The sequence below is a fragment of the Nonomuraea sp. NPDC049695 genome, from assembly GCF_040674955.1.
In the GTDB taxonomy this organism is placed as follows: domain Bacteria; phylum Actinomycetota; class Actinomycetes; order Streptosporangiales; family Streptosporangiaceae; genus Nonomuraea; species Nonomuraea helvata.
In genome coordinates this window covers 1-13973 of record NZ_JBFANV010000017.1, presented here as the reverse complement: position 1 = coordinate 13973, position 13973 = coordinate 1, and the positions used below count along the sequence as shown (strand labels likewise).

14 protein-coding genes are annotated in these 13973 nt (G+C 70.4%); 11 read left to right on the top strand and 3 right to left on the bottom strand.

Annotation, left to right across the window (positions count from 1 at the left end):
* Positions 1-94 precede the first annotated feature (94 nt).
* The 9 genes from argC to AB0J64_RS17255 all read left to right on the top strand — a co-directional run bounded on the left by argC (position 95) and on the right by AB0J64_RS17255 (position 9224).
* Positions 95-1117: an N-acetyl-gamma-glutamyl-phosphate reductase gene (gene argC, locus AB0J64_RS17295; RefSeq protein ID WP_364027531.1), complete on the top strand. Its 1023-nt coding sequence runs from the start codon at positions 95-97 to the stop codon at positions 1115-1117.
* Positions 1114-2265: a bifunctional glutamate N-acetyltransferase/amino-acid acetyltransferase ArgJ gene (argJ, locus tag AB0J64_RS17290; protein WP_364027528.1), complete on the top strand. Its 1152-nt coding sequence runs from the start codon at positions 1114-1116 to the stop codon at positions 2263-2265. Before argC ends, argJ begins: the two co-directional genes overlap by 4 nt.
* On the top strand, positions 2262-3134 hold the full coding sequence (gene argB / locus AB0J64_RS17285; protein WP_364027525.1) for an acetylglutamate kinase: 873 nt from the start codon (positions 2262-2264) through the stop codon (positions 3132-3134). The genes argJ and argB overlap by 4 nt, the downstream gene beginning before the upstream one ends.
* Entirely contained in the window at positions 3134-4300 is a 1167-nt protein-coding gene (locus AB0J64_RS17280; protein ID WP_364027522.1) for an acetylornithine transaminase, read from the top strand. The genes argB and AB0J64_RS17280 overlap by 1 nt, the downstream gene beginning before the upstream one ends.
* Entirely contained in the window at positions 4297-5220 is a 924-nt protein-coding gene (gene argF / locus AB0J64_RS17275; protein WP_364027519.1) for an ornithine carbamoyltransferase, read from the top strand. The genes AB0J64_RS17280 and argF overlap by 4 nt, the downstream gene beginning before the upstream one ends.
* A gap of 8 nt (positions 5221-5228) precedes the next feature.
* Positions 5229-5723, top strand: coding sequence for an arginine repressor (locus tag AB0J64_RS17270; protein WP_357621126.1), 495 nt, complete (start codon positions 5229-5231; stop codon positions 5721-5723).
* Positions 5724-5759: 36 nt separating this feature from the next.
* On the top strand, positions 5760-6959 hold the full coding sequence (locus AB0J64_RS17265) for an argininosuccinate synthase (protein WP_364027516.1): 1200 nt from the start codon (positions 5760-5762) through the stop codon (positions 6957-6959).
* 106 nt (positions 6960-7065) lie between these two features.
* A complete protein-coding gene (gene argH / locus AB0J64_RS17260; RefSeq protein ID WP_364027513.1) occupies positions 7066-8487 on the top strand; it encodes an argininosuccinate lyase in 1422 nt (473 codons plus the stop codon).
* On the top strand, positions 8469-9224 hold the full coding sequence (locus tag AB0J64_RS17255; RefSeq protein WP_364027510.1) for a DNA-3-methyladenine glycosylase: 756 nt from the start codon (positions 8469-8471) through the stop codon (positions 9222-9224). Before argH ends, AB0J64_RS17255 begins: the two co-directional genes overlap by 19 nt.
* On the opposite strand, the gene AB0J64_RS17250 is transcribed toward AB0J64_RS17255, so the two are convergent.
* Positions 9164-9565 (bottom strand): PH domain-containing protein, encoded by a 402-nt coding sequence (locus tag AB0J64_RS17250; protein ID WP_364027508.1) that lies wholly within the window; start codon positions 9563-9565, stop codon positions 9164-9166. The genes AB0J64_RS17255 and AB0J64_RS17250 overlap by 61 nt on opposite strands.
* A gap of 92 nt (positions 9566-9657) precedes the next feature.
* On the opposite strand from AB0J64_RS17250, the gene tyrS reads away from it, so the two are divergent.
* On the top strand, positions 9658-10923 hold the full coding sequence (gene tyrS / locus AB0J64_RS17245; protein WP_364027506.1) for a tyrosine--tRNA ligase: 1266 nt from the start codon (positions 9658-9660) through the stop codon (positions 10921-10923).
* A gap of 47 nt (positions 10924-10970) precedes the next feature.
* Here tyrS and AB0J64_RS17240 read toward each other — a convergent pair whose 3' ends face one another.
* Positions 10971-12404, bottom strand: coding sequence for a glycosyltransferase family 39 protein (locus AB0J64_RS17240; protein WP_364027503.1), 1434 nt, complete (start codon positions 12402-12404; stop codon positions 10971-10973).
* A 25-nt stretch (positions 12405-12429) separates the two neighbouring features.
* The gene (locus AB0J64_RS17235; RefSeq protein WP_344995007.1) at positions 12430-12813 is read right to left on the bottom strand and encodes a PPOX class F420-dependent oxidoreductase; all 384 of its coding nucleotides are present in this window, start codon (positions 12811-12813) and stop codon (positions 12430-12432) included.
* 76 nt (positions 12814-12889) lie between these two features.
* Between AB0J64_RS17235 and AB0J64_RS17230 the strand changes: the two genes are divergently transcribed.
* On the top strand, positions 12890-13333 hold the full coding sequence (locus AB0J64_RS17230) for a MarR family transcriptional regulator (protein ID WP_364027496.1): 444 nt from the start codon (positions 12890-12892) through the stop codon (positions 13331-13333).
* Positions 13334-13973: the final 640 nt, after the last annotated feature.

The following is a 13973-nucleotide window of genomic DNA, read 5'->3' as shown; positions in this document are numbered from 1 at the left end:
AGTGCACCCTGACTTGCATGTTCATCCTCTGCAGTGCATTATCTTCAACAGCAAGGTCATGAGATGTGATGCATGAACATGCAGGAGGGGTTTGATGAGGGCAGCGATCGCGGGAGCCAGCGGCTACGCAGGCGGTGAGTTGCTGCGCATCCTGCTCGGCCACCCCGAGTTCGAGATCGGCGCGCTCACCGCGGCATCGAGCGCGGGCAGCCGTCTCGGCAGCCACCAGCCCCACCTGCCGCAGCTGGCCGACCGGGTCATCGAGGACACCTCCGCCGACACGCTGGCCGGCCACGACGTCGTCTTCCTGGCCCTGCCGCACGGCCACTCGGCCGCCGTCGCCGCCCAGCTGGGCGATGAGACGGTGGTGGTCGACTGCGGCGCCGACCACCGGCTCATCGACCCAGCGGCCTGGCAGGAGTTCTACGGCGGCGAGCACGCCGGCTCATGGCCCTACGGCCTGCCCGAGCTGCCCGGTCAGCGGGAGATCCTCAGGGCGGCCACCCGCATCGCGGTGCCCGGCTGCTACCCGACCTCCGTCCTGCTCGCCCTGTCGCCCGCCTTCGCCGCGGGGCTGGCCGAGCCGGAGGTGGTCGTGGTGGCCGCCAGCGGCACCAGCGGCGCCGGCAAGTCGCTCAAGCCCAACCTGCTCGGCAGCGAGGTCATGGGCTCCGTCAGCGCGTACGGCGTGGGCGGCGTCCACCGGCACACCCCCGAGATGGAGCAGGGCCTGTCGGCCGTCGCCGGGACCCCCGTGCGCGTCTCGTTCACGCCGACGCTGGCCCCCATGAGCCGCGGCATCCTCGCCACCTGCAGCGCTCCCGCCGCGCCGGGCGTCACCAAGGAGTCGCTGCGCACGGCGTACGAGGTCGCGCTGAAGGAGGAGCCGTTCGTCAAGCTCCTGCCCGAGGGCGTCTGGCCGGCCACCTCCATGACCTACGGCGCCAACACCGCCGCCCTGCAGGTGACGCTCGACGAGCGCGCGGGGCGCGTGGTCGCCGTCATCGCCATCGACAACCTCACCAAAGGCACGGCCGGAGGCGCCGTCCAGAGCGTGAACCTCGCACTCGGCCTCCCCGAAGAGCTCGGCCTCCCCATGACAGGAGTCTCTCCGTGAGTGTTACTGCTCCACTCGGTTTCAGGGCCGCGGGCGTCGCCGCCGGGATCAAGTCCGGCGGCGCCCGCGACCTCGCCCTCGTCGTCAACGACGGGCCCAGCAGGGCCGCCGCGGGCGTCTTCACCGCCAACCGCGTGAAGGCCGCCCCCGTGCTCTGGTCGCAGCAGGTCCTGGCGGGCGGGCGGTTGCGAGCCGTGGTGCTCAACTCCGGCGGCGCCAACGCCTGCACCGGTCCCGAGGGCTTCCAGGACACCCACGCCACCGCCGAGAAGGTGGCCGAGGTGCTCCAGGACTCCGCGGGCGAGGTCGCGGTCTGCTCGACCGGCCTGATCGGCGAGCGGCTGCCCATGGACGCGCTGCTGTCCGGTGTCGAGACGGCCTCGACCCAGCTCTCCCGCGACGGCGGCCTGGCCGCCGCCGACGCCATCCGCACCACGGACACCGTCTCCAAGATCTCGTTCCGGCGGGGCAGCGGCTACATGGTGGGCGGGATGGCCAAGGGCGCCGGCATGCTCGCCCCGGCCCTGGCCACCATGCTCTGCGTGATCACCACCGACGCCGAGCTGACCGACGAGGAGCTCGACGCCGCGCTGCGCAAGGCCACCGCCACGACGTTCGACCGCCTCGACACCGACGGCTGCATGTCCACCAACGACACGGTGCTCCTGCTGGCCAGCGGGGCCGCCGGGGTCAAGCCGGACCTCGCCGAGTTCGAGCAGAGGGTCCAGGAGGTCTGCGCCGACCTGGCCAGGCAGCTCCTGGTGGACGCCGAGGGCGCCTCCAAGGCCATCGCCATCGAGGTGATCGGCGCCGCCTCGGAGGACGACGCGGTCAAGGTCGGCCGCACGGTCGCCCGTTCCAACCTGCTCAAGTGCGCCATCCACGGCGAGGACCCCAACTGGGGCCGCGTCCTGGCCGCCGTCGGCACCACCGACGCGGTGTTCGAGCCCGACCGCCTGAACGTGGCCATCAACGGCATCTGGATCTGCCGCGGCGGCGCGGTCGGCGACGACCGCTCCAAGGTCGACATGCGCCCCAGAGACGTGACGATCACCATCGACCTGTCGGCCGGCCCGCACACCGCGACCGTCCACACCACGGACCTGACGGCCGAGTACGTCCACGAGAACTCGGCGTACTCCTCATGAGGGCCACCACCGCACAGGCCAAGGCCGGCGCGCTGATCGAGGCGCTGCCCTGGCTGACCCGCTTCCACGGCGCGACCGTCGTCATCAAGTACGGCGGCAACGCCATGATCGACGAGTCGCTCAAGGAGGGCTTCGCCGAGGACATCGTCTTCCTGCGCCACGCGGGCCTGCGCCCGGTCGTCGTGCACGGCGGCGGCCCGCAGATCAGCAGCGCGCTCGACAAGCTGGGCATCGAGTCCACGTTCACCGCCGGGCTGCGGGTCACCACGCCGGAGGCCATGCAGGTCGTCAGGATGGTGCTCACCGGCCAGGTCAACCGCGACATCGTGGGCCTGGTCAACCGGCACGGCCCGTTCGCCGTCGGCATGTCCGGCGAGGACGCCCACCTGTTCACCGCCGTGCGCAAGCAGGCGATCGTGGACGGCGAGCCCGTGGACATCGGCCAGGTCGGCGAGATCATCAAGGTCGAGCCCGGCGCCGTGCGTGCGCTCATCGACGACGGCCGCATCCCGGTCATCTCCAGCGTGGCGCGCGGAGACGACGGGGAGATCTACAACGTGAACGCCGACACCGCCGCCGCCGCGCTGGCCGTGGCGCTCGAGGCGCAGAAGCTGATCGTCCTCACCGACGTCGAGGGCCTGTACGCCAACTGGCCCGACGACACCGACGTGATCGACCTGCTCTCCGCCGACGAGCTGGAGACGCTCATGCCCACGCTGTCGAGCGGCATGGTCCCCAAGATGGAGGCCTGCCTGACCGCGGTCCAGGGCGGCGTCCCGCAGGCCCACGTGCTCGACGGCCGCGTGCCACACTCACTGCTGCTGGAAATCTTCACCAATGAGGGAATCGGAACGATGGTGATGCCCTGATGAGCCTTTTCGACAGGTTCGAGCAAGCCTTCATGCCCAACTACGGCGTCCCGCCGGTCGCGCTGGCACGAGGCGAGGGCACCCGCGTCTGGGACGTGGACGGCAGGCAGTATCTCGACTTCATCGGCGGCATCGCGACCAGCTCGCTCGGTCACGCCCACCCCGCCCTGGTCGAGGCCGTCTCCACGCAGGTCGCCAAGATCGCGCACACCAGCAACCTGTTCCTGCACGAGCCGGAGGTGCTGCTCGCCGAGAAGCTCCTCGCGCTGCTGAACTCCCCGGCCAAGATCTTCTTCGCCAACTCCGGCACCGAGGCCAACGAGGCCGCGTACAAGCTCGCCGTCAAGTACGGCAAGCGCGAGGGCCGCTCCTACTTCGTCGCCGCCGAGAACGGCTTCCACGGCCGCACGATCGGCGCCCTGTCACTGACCGGCAAGGCGTCCATCCGCGACCAGTTCGGCCCGTTCCCGATCGACGTCCGCTTCGTCCCGTACGGCGACGCCGACGCGCTCAAGGACGCCGTGACCGGCGACTGCATCGCGGTGTTCCTGGAGCCCACCCAGGGCGAGGCCGGTGTCGTGCCGCCGCCCGACGGCTACTTCGAGGCGGCCCGCGAGATCTGCGACTCGACCGGCGCCCTGCTGGTGGCCGACGAGATCCAGTCCGCGATCGGCCGTACCGGTCACTGGTTCGCCCACCAGGCCGACGGCGTGACCCCCGACATCCTGACCCTGGCCAAGGGGCTGGGCGGCGGGCTGCCGATCGGCGCGTGCATCGGGTTCGGCGACGCGGGCAAGCTGTTCGCCAAGGGCGACCACGGCTCGACGTTCGGCGGCAACCCGGTGGCGTGCGCCGCGGCGCTGGCCGTGCTCGACAACCTCGACCTCGACCACGTCAGATCGGCCTCCGCGCGGCTGCGCGCCGGCCTGGAGTCGGTCGGTCATCCGCTGCTGAAGGGCGTACGCGGGCGCGGGCTGTGGCTGGCCACCGTGCTGACCGAGCCCCGCGCGGCGCAGGTCCAGAAGGCCGCCCAGAGCGCCGGCTTCCTGGTCAACGCCCTCCAGCCGGACGCGGTGCGCCTCGCGCCGCCGCTCGTCGTCACGGCGGAGGAGATCGACGCCTTCGTGGCCGCGTACCCGTCGATCCTCACGGAGGCGGCCAAATGACCACCAGGCACTTCCTGAGGGACGACGACCTCACGCCCGCCGAGCAGGCCGAGGTCCTCGACCTCGCCGCGGCCATGAAGAAGGACCGCTTCGGCTACCGCCCGTTCGAGGGCCCGCAGAGCGTCGCCGTCCTGTTCGACAAGCCGTCGGCCCGCACCCGCCTCTCCTTCCACACCGGCATCGGCGAGCTCGGCGGGCTGCCGCTGATCGTGGACAACGTCTCGGTCCTCATGGGCCGCGGCGAGCCCACCGCCGACCTCGCCAGGGTGCTCGACCGGCAGGTCGCCGCCATCGTCTGGCGGACCACCGGGCAGGAGCTCATCGACGAGATGGCCGCCCACTCCCGGGTGCCCGTCGTGAACGCCCTCACCGACGAGTTCCACCCCTGCCAGATCCTCGCCGACCTGCAGACCGTCCAGGAGAAGCTGGGCAGGACCGCCGGGGTCACGCTCACGTACCTGGGCGACGGCGCCAACAACATGGCCCACTCCTACCTGCTCGGCGGCGCCACCGCGGGCATGCACGTGCGCATCGCCGCCCCGGCCGGCTACCAGCCGGACGCGGTCATCCTCGACCAGGCGGCCGCCATCGCGGCCAGGACCGGCGGCTCGGTGATCGCGCTGTCCGACCCGGTCGCCGCCGTCCAGGGGGCGCACGTGATCGCCACCGACACCTGGGTGTCGATGGGCCAGGACGGCAAGGAGCAGCGGGTGGCCGTGCTCAAGCCGTACCAGGTCAACTCCGAGCTGCTCGAGCACGCCGCACCGGACGCGATCGTGCTGCACTGCCTACCGGCCTACCGCGGCTACGAGATCACCGAAGAGGTGCTCGAAGGCCCGAAGAGCGTCGTCTGGGACCAGGCGGAGAACCGGCTGCACGCCCAGAAGGCACTCCTCCATTGGCTGGTGACACGCCGGTGACCATCCCGATGACCAAGGCCGCAAGGCAGGCGAAGATCACCGACCTGCTGATGCGGAAGGCCGTGCGCTCCCAGCCGGAGCTCGCCAAGCTGCTCGCCGAGAGCGGCGTCGAGGTCACCCAGGCCACGCTCTCGCGCGACCTCGACGAGCTGGGCGCGCTCAAGCTGCGCGCCGACGACGGGTCCCTGGTGTACGCGCTGCCCGGCGAGGGCGGCGGCCGGATCCCGCTCACCAGGCTGGGCACCGGCGAGTCCCCGGCGGCGCGGCTGCACCGCATCGCCGAGGAGCTGCTGGTCGGCGCCGAAGCCTCGGCCAACCTGGTCATCGTGCGCACCCCTCCGGGCGCGGCCCAGTTCCTGGCCTCCGCCATCGACCACGCCGACTGGGAGTCGATCCTCGGCACGGTCGCCGGCGACGACACGATCCTCGTCATCAGCCGCGATCCGACAGGCGGCCAGGCCGTCGCGGAGGCGCTGCTGAAGGTGGCCGACCGGCGCGGTTAACGCCCCGCATCGAGATTTGTACCTGGAGATAGTGAAATGCCGGAACGAGTGGTTCTCGCGTACTCCGGCGGCCTGGACACCTCGGTCGCCATCCCGTACCTCGCCGAGAAGATGGACGCCGAGGTGATCTGCGTCGCCGTGGACCTGGGCCAGGGCGGCGAGGACATGGAGGCGATCCAGAAGCGGGCGATGGACTGCGGCGCGGCCGAGTCGATCGTGGTGGACGCCAAGGAGGAGTTCGCCGCCGACTTCTGCGTGCCCGCCCTGCGGGCCAACGCCCTCTACATGGACCGCTACCCGCTGGTCTCCTCGCTGTCGCGCCCGCTCATCGTCAAGCACCTGGTTTCGGCGGCCAAGCGGTTCGGCGGCACGGTCGTCTCCCACGGCTGCACCGGCAAGGGCAACGACCAGGTCCGCTTCGAGGCCGGCCTGGCCGCCCTCGCCCCCGGCCTCAGGGTCGTCGCGCCCGCCCGCGACTTCGCCTGGACGCGCGACAAGGCCATCGAGTACGCCGAGGCCAAGGGCCTGCCCATCGAGACGTCGAAGAAGAACCCGTTCTCGATCGACCAGAACCTCTGGGGCCGCGCCGTCGAGACCGGCTTCCTCGAGGACATCTGGAACGGCCCCACCGAGGAGGTCTACTCCTACACGGCCGACCCGTCCCAGCCGCGCGCCGCCGACGAGCTCGTCATCACCTTCGAGCAGGGCGTACCCGTCAAGATCGACGACCGTGCGCTGACGCCGTACCAGATCATCGACGAGCTCAACAGGCGCGCGGGCGCGCAGGGCGTCGGCCGGATCGACATGGTCGAGGACCGCCTCGTCGGGATCAAGTCGCGGGAGGTGTACGAGGCGCCCGGCGCCATCGCGCTCATCACCGCGCACATGGAGCTGGAGAACGTCACCGTCGAGCGCGACCTGGCCCGCTTCAAGCGCGGCGTGGACCAGCGGTGGAGCGAGCTGGTCTACGACGGCCTGTGGTTCTCGCCGCTCAGGAGCGCCCTCGACGCGCTCATCGCCGACGCGCAGCAGCACGTCTCCGGCGACATCCGCATGACTCTGCACGCCGGCAAGGCCACCGTCACCGGCCGCCGGTCCGAGCAGTCCCTGTACGACTTCTCGCTGGCCACGTACGACAGCGGCGACACGTTCGACCAGTCCCTGGCCAAGGGGTTCGTCCAGCTCTTCTCGCTACCGGCTAAGATCGCCGCCGCGCGGGACGCCAAGAAGGGGTGACGTGCACTATGGTCGCGCCGGAGCACAGGAGCTCGGGGGGAGAGAGCGAGGAACGATGCCAACGAGTCCCGAAGCGGGTGCGACCATTGGAACGGTAACAAAGGAGATGACGGTGAGTGATGGTAAGCCGATGCGGCTGTGGGGCGGACGCTTCGAAGGCGGTCCGTCCGACGCGCTGGCCCGGCTGTCGGTGAGCGTGCATTTCGACTGGCGGCTCGTGCCGTACGACCTGGCCGCGTCCAGGGCGCACGCGCGTGTGCTGCACAGGGCGGAGCTGCTGAGCGACGACGAGCTCGAGCGCATGATCGGCGCGCTCGACGACCTGGAGCGCGCCTGCAAGGAGGGCGAGTTCCGGCCGACGGTCGCCGACGAGGACGTGCACACCGCGCTGGAGCGCGGCCTGCTGGAGCGGCTCGGCTCGCTCGGCGGAAAGCTGCGCGCGGGGCGTTCGCGCAACGACCAGATCGCCACCGACCTGCGCCTCTACCTGCGCGACCACGCCCGCACGGTCGTCTCCCGCCTGGTCGAGCTGGAGACCGCGCTCATGTCCCAGGCCGAGCAGCACGCCGACACGGCCGCGCCCGGCATGACGCACCTGCAGCACGCTCAGCCGGTGTCCTTCGGCCACCAGCTGCTGGCCCACGTCCACGCCTTCACCCGCGACATCGACCGGATCACCGACTGGGACAAGCGCGCCGCGATCTCCCCGCTCGGCGCGGGCGCGCTCGCGGGCTCGTCGCTGCCGCTCGACCCGCAGGCCGTGGCGGAGGAGCTGGGCTTCTCGGCCCCCGCGCCCAACTCGATGGACGCCGTCGCCGACCGCGACTTCGCGGCGGAGTTCCTGTTCGACGCGGCCATGATCGGCGTGCACCTGTCGCGGCTGGGCGAGGAGATCGTCCTGTGGGCCTCGCAGGAGTTCCGCTGGATCGAGATGGACGACGCCTACTCCACCGGCTCGTCGATCATGCCCCAGAAGAAGAACCCCGACGTCGCCGAGCTGGCCCGCGGCAAGTCCGGCCGCCTGATCGGCAACCTGATGTCGCTGCTGACCACGCTCAAGGGCCTGCCGCTGACCTACAACCGCGACCTGCAGGAGGACAAGGAGCCCGTCTTCGACGCGGTCGACACCCTGCTGCTGGTCCTGCCCGCGATGGCGGGGCTGGTCGCGACCATGCGGGTCAACACCGCCCGCATGGAGGCCTCGGCCCCCGACGGGTTCGCGCTGGCCACCGACCTGGCCGAGCTGCTCGTACGCCGCGGGGTCGCCTTCCGTGAGGCCCACGAGGCGGTCGGCCACCTCGTGGTGTGGTGCCAGGTCAATGACAAGGACCTGGGCGAGCTCACGGACGACGAGCTCGCCAAGGTGTCGCCGCACCTGACGCCCGACGTCCGCGGCGTGCTCAGCGTGCCCGGCGCCCTGGCCGCCCGCAAGGCCCACGGAGGCACCGCCCCCGACCGCGTACGCGACCAGCTCGTCGCGCTCAGGGAAGCGGTCGACGCACAGGCGGCATGGGCAGCGGGGAGCTGAGCCCCGCCGCGCTGCCGCGGAGCTTCTTCGACCGGCCGTCGCACGAGGTGGCACCCGACCTGCTCGGGCGCGTGCTCGTGCACGGTCCCGTCGCCGTACGCCTGACCGAGGTCGAGGCGTACGGCGGCCCCGGCGAGGACCCGGCGGCGCACACCTACCGGGGCAAGACGCCGCGCAACGCCGTCATGTTCGGCCCGCCGGGACACCTGTACGTGTACTTCACGTACGGCATGCACTTCTGCGCGAACCTCGTCTGCCTGCCCGAAGGCTTCGGCTCGGCCGTGCTGCTGCGGGCGGGCGAGGTGGTGGCGGGCCTCGAGGAGGCCCGCGCCCGGCGCTCCGCCACGGGCAACGGCACTGGGGCGCGCGGCAGGACCATTCCCGACCGGGACCTCGGGCGCGGCCCCGCCAGGCTGGCCGTCGTCCTCGGCCTGCTCCGCGAGCACAACGGCCTCGACGCGATCGTGGACTCCTCGCGGGCGCTCCCCGGCGACGCGCCCTTCGCGGTCGGCCGCCGGCTGACCGGCGTGCCCCACGGGGCGGCCGCCGTCCTGGAGGGCCTGCCGGCCGACCCGGCGTCGATCAGGTCAGGCCCGCGTACCGGCATCTCGACGGCCAAGGACACCCCTTGGCGGTTCTGGATCGACGGCGACCCGACCGTGTCGCCGTACCGCCCTCACGTCCCGCGCCGCCGCAACGCCGCGGCCACCTCCGTGGGAGAGGCACCCAGCTCGTGAGGACTGAAGATGTGCAGATAGTCGCCGGTGTCGATCTCGAGCATCTCGCTCCGCAGCCCCCAGTGCCTGCGCACGTCCACCTTGACGTCCTGGATCGCCTCCCAGGGCACGTGCCGCCTGCCCGCGAACCCGTGCACCACGGTGATCCCGCTCTCGTCGGCGGCCAGCCGTACGGGGGCGATGAGGTCGCGCAGCCCCATCCCGCCGACCAGCACGGCCGCGGGAACGGCCAGGATCACGCCGCGCAGGTCGCTCTCGAGCCACCAGTAGACGGCGAGCCCGGCACACACAACAGCCCCTAAGATCTTGAAAACGGCCAGCTCGCGACGGACCTTCCACATGGAGACAGAGCGTATCCAAGTGGCGGTCAACCCAGGCGATCGGGCACGCTTGTCATACTTAATGTCCAACGTCTCAATGGAAAGCCGGCACCGTGACCGACATTCTCGATGACCTCGCGTGGCGAGGGCTGATCGCTCAGTCCACCGACCTCGACGCCCTGCGCGCGTCCATGGCCAAGGGACCGATCACGGTCTATTCCGGTTTCGACCCGACCGCCCCTTCTCTACATGTCGGCCACTTCGTACCCCTGCTGACGCTGCGCCGCCTGCAACTGGCCGGGCACCGCCCGATCGGCCTGGTCGGCGGCGCCACCGGCCTGATCGGCGACCCGAGCGGACGCAACACCGAGCGCTCGCTCAACGCCAGCGAGGTCGTGGCCGAATGGGTGGAGCGCCTGCGCGGGCAGGTCGGTCGTTTCCTCGATTTCGATGCTCAGCCGAACGCCGCCCTCATGGTCAGCAACCTCGACTGGACCGGAGAGCTGAGCGCCATCGACTTCCTGCGCGACATCGGCAAGCACTTCCCGGTCAACCGCATGCTGGCCAGGGAGTCGGTCTCCGCGCGGCTGCAGGGCGAGGGGCTGAGCTACACCGAGTTCAGCTACCAGATCCTCCAGGCCAACGACTACCTGGAGCTGCACCGCCGCTACAACTGCACGCTGCAGATCGGCGGCAGCGACCAGTGGGGCAACATCACGGCGGGAGCCGACCTGGTGCGCCGCATCGAGGGCGCGCACGTGCACGCGCTCACCCTGCCGCTGATCACCAAGGCCGACGGCACCAAGTTCGGCAAGACGGCGGGCGGCGCGCTCTGGCTCGACCCCGAGATGACCTCGCCCTACGCCTTCTACCAGTACTTCCTCAACTCCGACGACCGCGACGTGATCCACTACCTCAAGGTGTTCACGTTCAAGAGCCGCGAGGAGATCGAGGCCCTGGAGAAGGCCGTCGCCGAGCGGCCCTTCGCCCGCGAGGCGCAGCGGACGCTGGCCGAGGACCTCACCGAGTTGCTGCACGGGAAGCAGGAGCTCGACGCGGTCGTGGCCGCCTCCAAGGCGCTCTTCGGCCAGGGCGCGCTGGAAGACCTGCCCGCCTCGACGCTCGGAGCCGCGCTGGCCGAGGTGCCCAAGGCCACGATTCCCGCACTCGGGACGCCGCTCGTGGACCTCATGGCCGACAGCGGGCTGGTGGAGTCGAAGTCGGCGGCCCGGCGTGCCGTGAAGGAGGGCGGGGCCTACCTGAACAACGTCAAGATCACCGACGAGGCGTACGTTCCGACCTCCGACGACCTGCTGCAGGGGCGCTACATGGTGCTCCGGCGCGGCAAGAAGTCGATCGGCGGCGTCGAGGTCGGCTGACTTCGCGTCTCAGCGGGCTCTTCCAGCGGAGGGGCCCGCTTCCGCGTTCAGCGGCGGGTGAACAGCGCCACCGTCAGCCCCGGCAGGTCGGTGGAGTGCTTGGCCACGCTGAGCTCGAACTCCGCCTTCTCCACGTCCCCCGCCCGCGGGATCGCCGACTCTTTGCTCCCGCGCCAGACCACCCACACCCGTTCGCGCCCCTTCAACGCGGCGTCCACATCGGACCGCTCGGGATACCCGAACCCGTCGGGCGAGGGCGCGTCGCCTGCCTTGAGCACGTCGACGGGCATCAGCGAGTCGGCGTAGTACTCGAAGCCGATGCGGAGCTGGCTCTGCCCGTAGACGATCGCGTCATCGGGCTCGGCCTTGATGACGCGCAGCGCCCAGGGGATGTTCTCGAACCGCCCGTTCTCCTCGCGTACCGTCACATGCTCCTGGAACGAGAGTGCGCATCCCAGCAGCACGACCACCACCCCGGCCACCACGTGGAGCCGGGGGAGGGACGCCAGGGCCAGCCCGGCCAGCAGCGCGAGCGCGGGGGCGGTCACGAAGAGGTACCGATCCACATAGACGGGCGTCACGAGCCGCGACACCGCGAGCAGCAGCACCGGAGGCAGGACCAGCCATCCGGCCAGCGCGAACACCCACGCCCGCCGGTCGTCGCGCGACGCTCTCCACAGCAGCACCGCGCCGGCCAGAGCCATCGCGAACAACATCACCCCGAGCCCGGTCGCCCCAGCCGCCATCTTGGGAAACTTCAGCCACACCTCGGGCCCGCGCTGCGGGATCCAGCTGATCGCGTGCCGCTCCCCGAACCCCACCAGCCCCAGCACGACAGCGGGCAGGCAGCCGACCGCGAGCGCCACCAGCATCGGCACCACCCGGCCCCGGCGCGCCAGCGCCAGCTGGGCGGGGAGCACCAGGACGGCGAAGAGGTGGGTGCAGCACACGAGCGCGACCGCCACCCCGTACACCACCCACCCTCTTCCATCCGGCCGCTCGATCGCCCGATGCAGCGCCCAGAACGAGAACACGACGGCGGCCGCGGCGAACGCGTACGGCCTGGCGAAGGCCCCGAAGTAGGCCACCGACGGCAGGATCGCGAAGACCGCGGCGGCGATCACCCCGGCCCGGGTGCTGTGCAGCCGCCGGCCCAGGTCGACCAGGAACCAGGCCGCCACGCCGATCCCCACCGCCGACGGCAGCCGCAGCCACAGCTCCGCCGTGCCCGCCTTCACCCAGAGGTGCATGAACAGGTAGTACGGGAGGAAGTGCCCGTCGATGTGACGTGCCAGCTCCCACATGCCCGGCAGTGACCGGGAGGCGGCGCTGATGGTGGCCAGCTCGTCGCCGTTCAGGGTGGCGGAACCCGTCCCCGTGAACGCCGCGGCCCCTGCGATCAATGCCATCCACCACGGGGTGGACGTGCGGAGCCGTTCGGCGGGACGGGCTGGGGGAGCGAGTGTGGCGGCAGTGGTCACCGGGGCAGGATACGCGTTCGGCGGGCTACTGCTGGGTGGTGCGCGTCGGCTTCATAACGATCACCACCCGCCGCTCGGCGTCGCCGACCGGGCGCTCGTACTCCAGGCCGTAGCGGTTGGCCAGGACGTCGAAGAAGTCGCCCGAGGGGTCGGGGTCGACCCGCTCGACCACGCCACGGATCTCCACATAGCGGTACGGCTTCTCCGGATCGTTGATGGAGACCGCCACCTGCGGATTTTCCACGACATTTCGGTACTTGCGGCGGTCCGTCGTGGTCGTGAACCGCAAGTACTCTCCGTCCCAGATCGTCCAGACCGGATTCACGTTGGGTGCTCCGTCCGGTCCGATCGTCGCCAGGTGGGCGAACAGCGGCCGCTGCAGCAGGTCCAAGTGGCTCTCGGGAATCATCACGTCTCCTTCTCGACAACGATTGCCGTCAACATATCAAAACCTTGATATCTATCAATGTTGTACGATTCCCGACATGGGGATGCCTGCGGAGGAACGCCTCGGACTGGACATCAAGCGTGCCGAGCAGGCCTTGATCGCCGCGAAACAGGCCGCCATCCGGCCTGCGGGGTTGACTGTTCCCCAGTACGCGGCACTGTTCGCGCTGGCCGGCAGCCCCGGGATCTCGGGCGCGGCGCTGGCGCGGGCGTGCCTGGTCACGCCCCAGGCCATGACCGTCGTGCTGAAGAACCTGGAGGAGCAGGGGCTCATCACGCGCTCACCGCACCCTTGGCACCGCAAGGTCCTGGAGGCCCGGCTGACCGAGGCGGGGCGTGCGGCGCTGGAGGCGGCGGACGAGCGGGCCGTGGTGGTCGAGCGGGCGATCGCGGCCGAGTTCAGCGCGGAGGAGCGGGAGACGCTGCGGCACCTGCTGGCCCGGTGCGGCGAGGCGATTGCCCGCGTCGCCCGAGAGCTGTGACGTGCCGGCCCGTCCGCACAGCGTGCCCCGCCCGGTGCACTCTGCCTGATCTGCGCGATTTGCCAGCCGCCTGTCCGGCGTGCCTGCTGCCTGTCCGCTTCAGGGCGCCTGCCCGTCTGCTCGGGTGGACGGACGGCCCTCAGCCGGGCGGTGACGGGCCGCTTGTCGAGGCGATTTGACGTGTCGCGGATCGCGACCTAATGTTTCTGTTCGCGCCGGGAGTGAGCCGGACGCCGCTCAGGCGGACGGGCCCCCGCGCAAGCCCTTTGAAATAACGAGCCACTCGGCGGAGCAGCTTCGGCGTGCTCTGGCATCGAGGTCATCGTCGGGCGTGCCGAAGTCACCGGAAAATCGGTTGATTCGACAAGCTCTGGATGACACGGTAAGTTGTGAGGGTTGCCCCGGAAACGGGGTGCAACATCCTAGCCCGGTATGACCAGCTCCTAGCAAATCCTCGGATTTGACAGGCAGTCGGCAAACTGGGTAAAGTTTAGGAAAACGAACGGTACGCCTCCGAGCGAAGGCCAGCAGGCTTGAGCAAGGATGTACGCGTCCGTTTCTTGAGAACTCAACAGTGTGTTAAAAGCCAGTGCATGAGATACACATGCATGACCCCGTCATGATTGACGGATATTGCTTG

What these genes read in the sequence shown, in the direction of transcription:
- argC (WP_364027531.1), top strand. Translation starts at nt 95, where the DNA reads ATGAGGGCAGCGATCGCGGGAGCCAGCGGCTACGCAGGCGGTGAGTTG.
- argB (WP_364027525.1), top strand. Translation starts at nt 2,262, where the DNA reads ATGAGGGCCACCACCGCACAGGCCAAGGCCGGCGCGCTGATCGAGGCG.
- AB0J64_RS17280 (WP_364027522.1), top strand. Translation starts at nt 3,134, where the DNA reads ATGAGCCTTTTCGACAGGTTCGAGCAAGCCTTCATGCCCAACTACGGC.
- argF (WP_364027519.1), top strand. Translation starts at nt 4,297, where the DNA reads ATGACCACCAGGCACTTCCTGAGGGACGACGACCTCACGCCCGCCGAG.
- AB0J64_RS17270 (WP_357621126.1), top strand. Translation starts at nt 5,229, where the DNA reads ATGACCAAGGCCGCAAGGCAGGCGAAGATCACCGACCTGCTGATGCGG.
- AB0J64_RS17265 (WP_364027516.1), top strand. Translation starts at nt 5,760, where the DNA reads ATGCCGGAACGAGTGGTTCTCGCGTACTCCGGCGGCCTGGACACCTCG.
- argH (WP_364027513.1), top strand. Translation starts at nt 7,066, where the DNA reads ATGACGGTGAGTGATGGTAAGCCGATGCGGCTGTGGGGCGGACGCTTC.
- AB0J64_RS17255 (WP_364027510.1), top strand. Translation starts at nt 8,469, where the DNA reads ATGGGCAGCGGGGAGCTGAGCCCCGCCGCGCTGCCGCGGAGCTTCTTC.
- AB0J64_RS17250 (WP_364027508.1), bottom strand. Translation starts at nt 9,565, where the DNA reads ATGTGGAAGGTCCGTCGCGAGCTGGCCGTTTTCAAGATCTTAGGGGCT.
- AB0J64_RS17235 (WP_344995007.1), bottom strand. Translation starts at nt 12,813, where the DNA reads ATGATTCCCGAGAGCCACTTGGACCTGCTGCAGCGGCCGCTGTTCGCC.
- AB0J64_RS17230 (WP_364027496.1), top strand. Translation starts at nt 12,890, where the DNA reads ATGGGGATGCCTGCGGAGGAACGCCTCGGACTGGACATCAAGCGTGCC.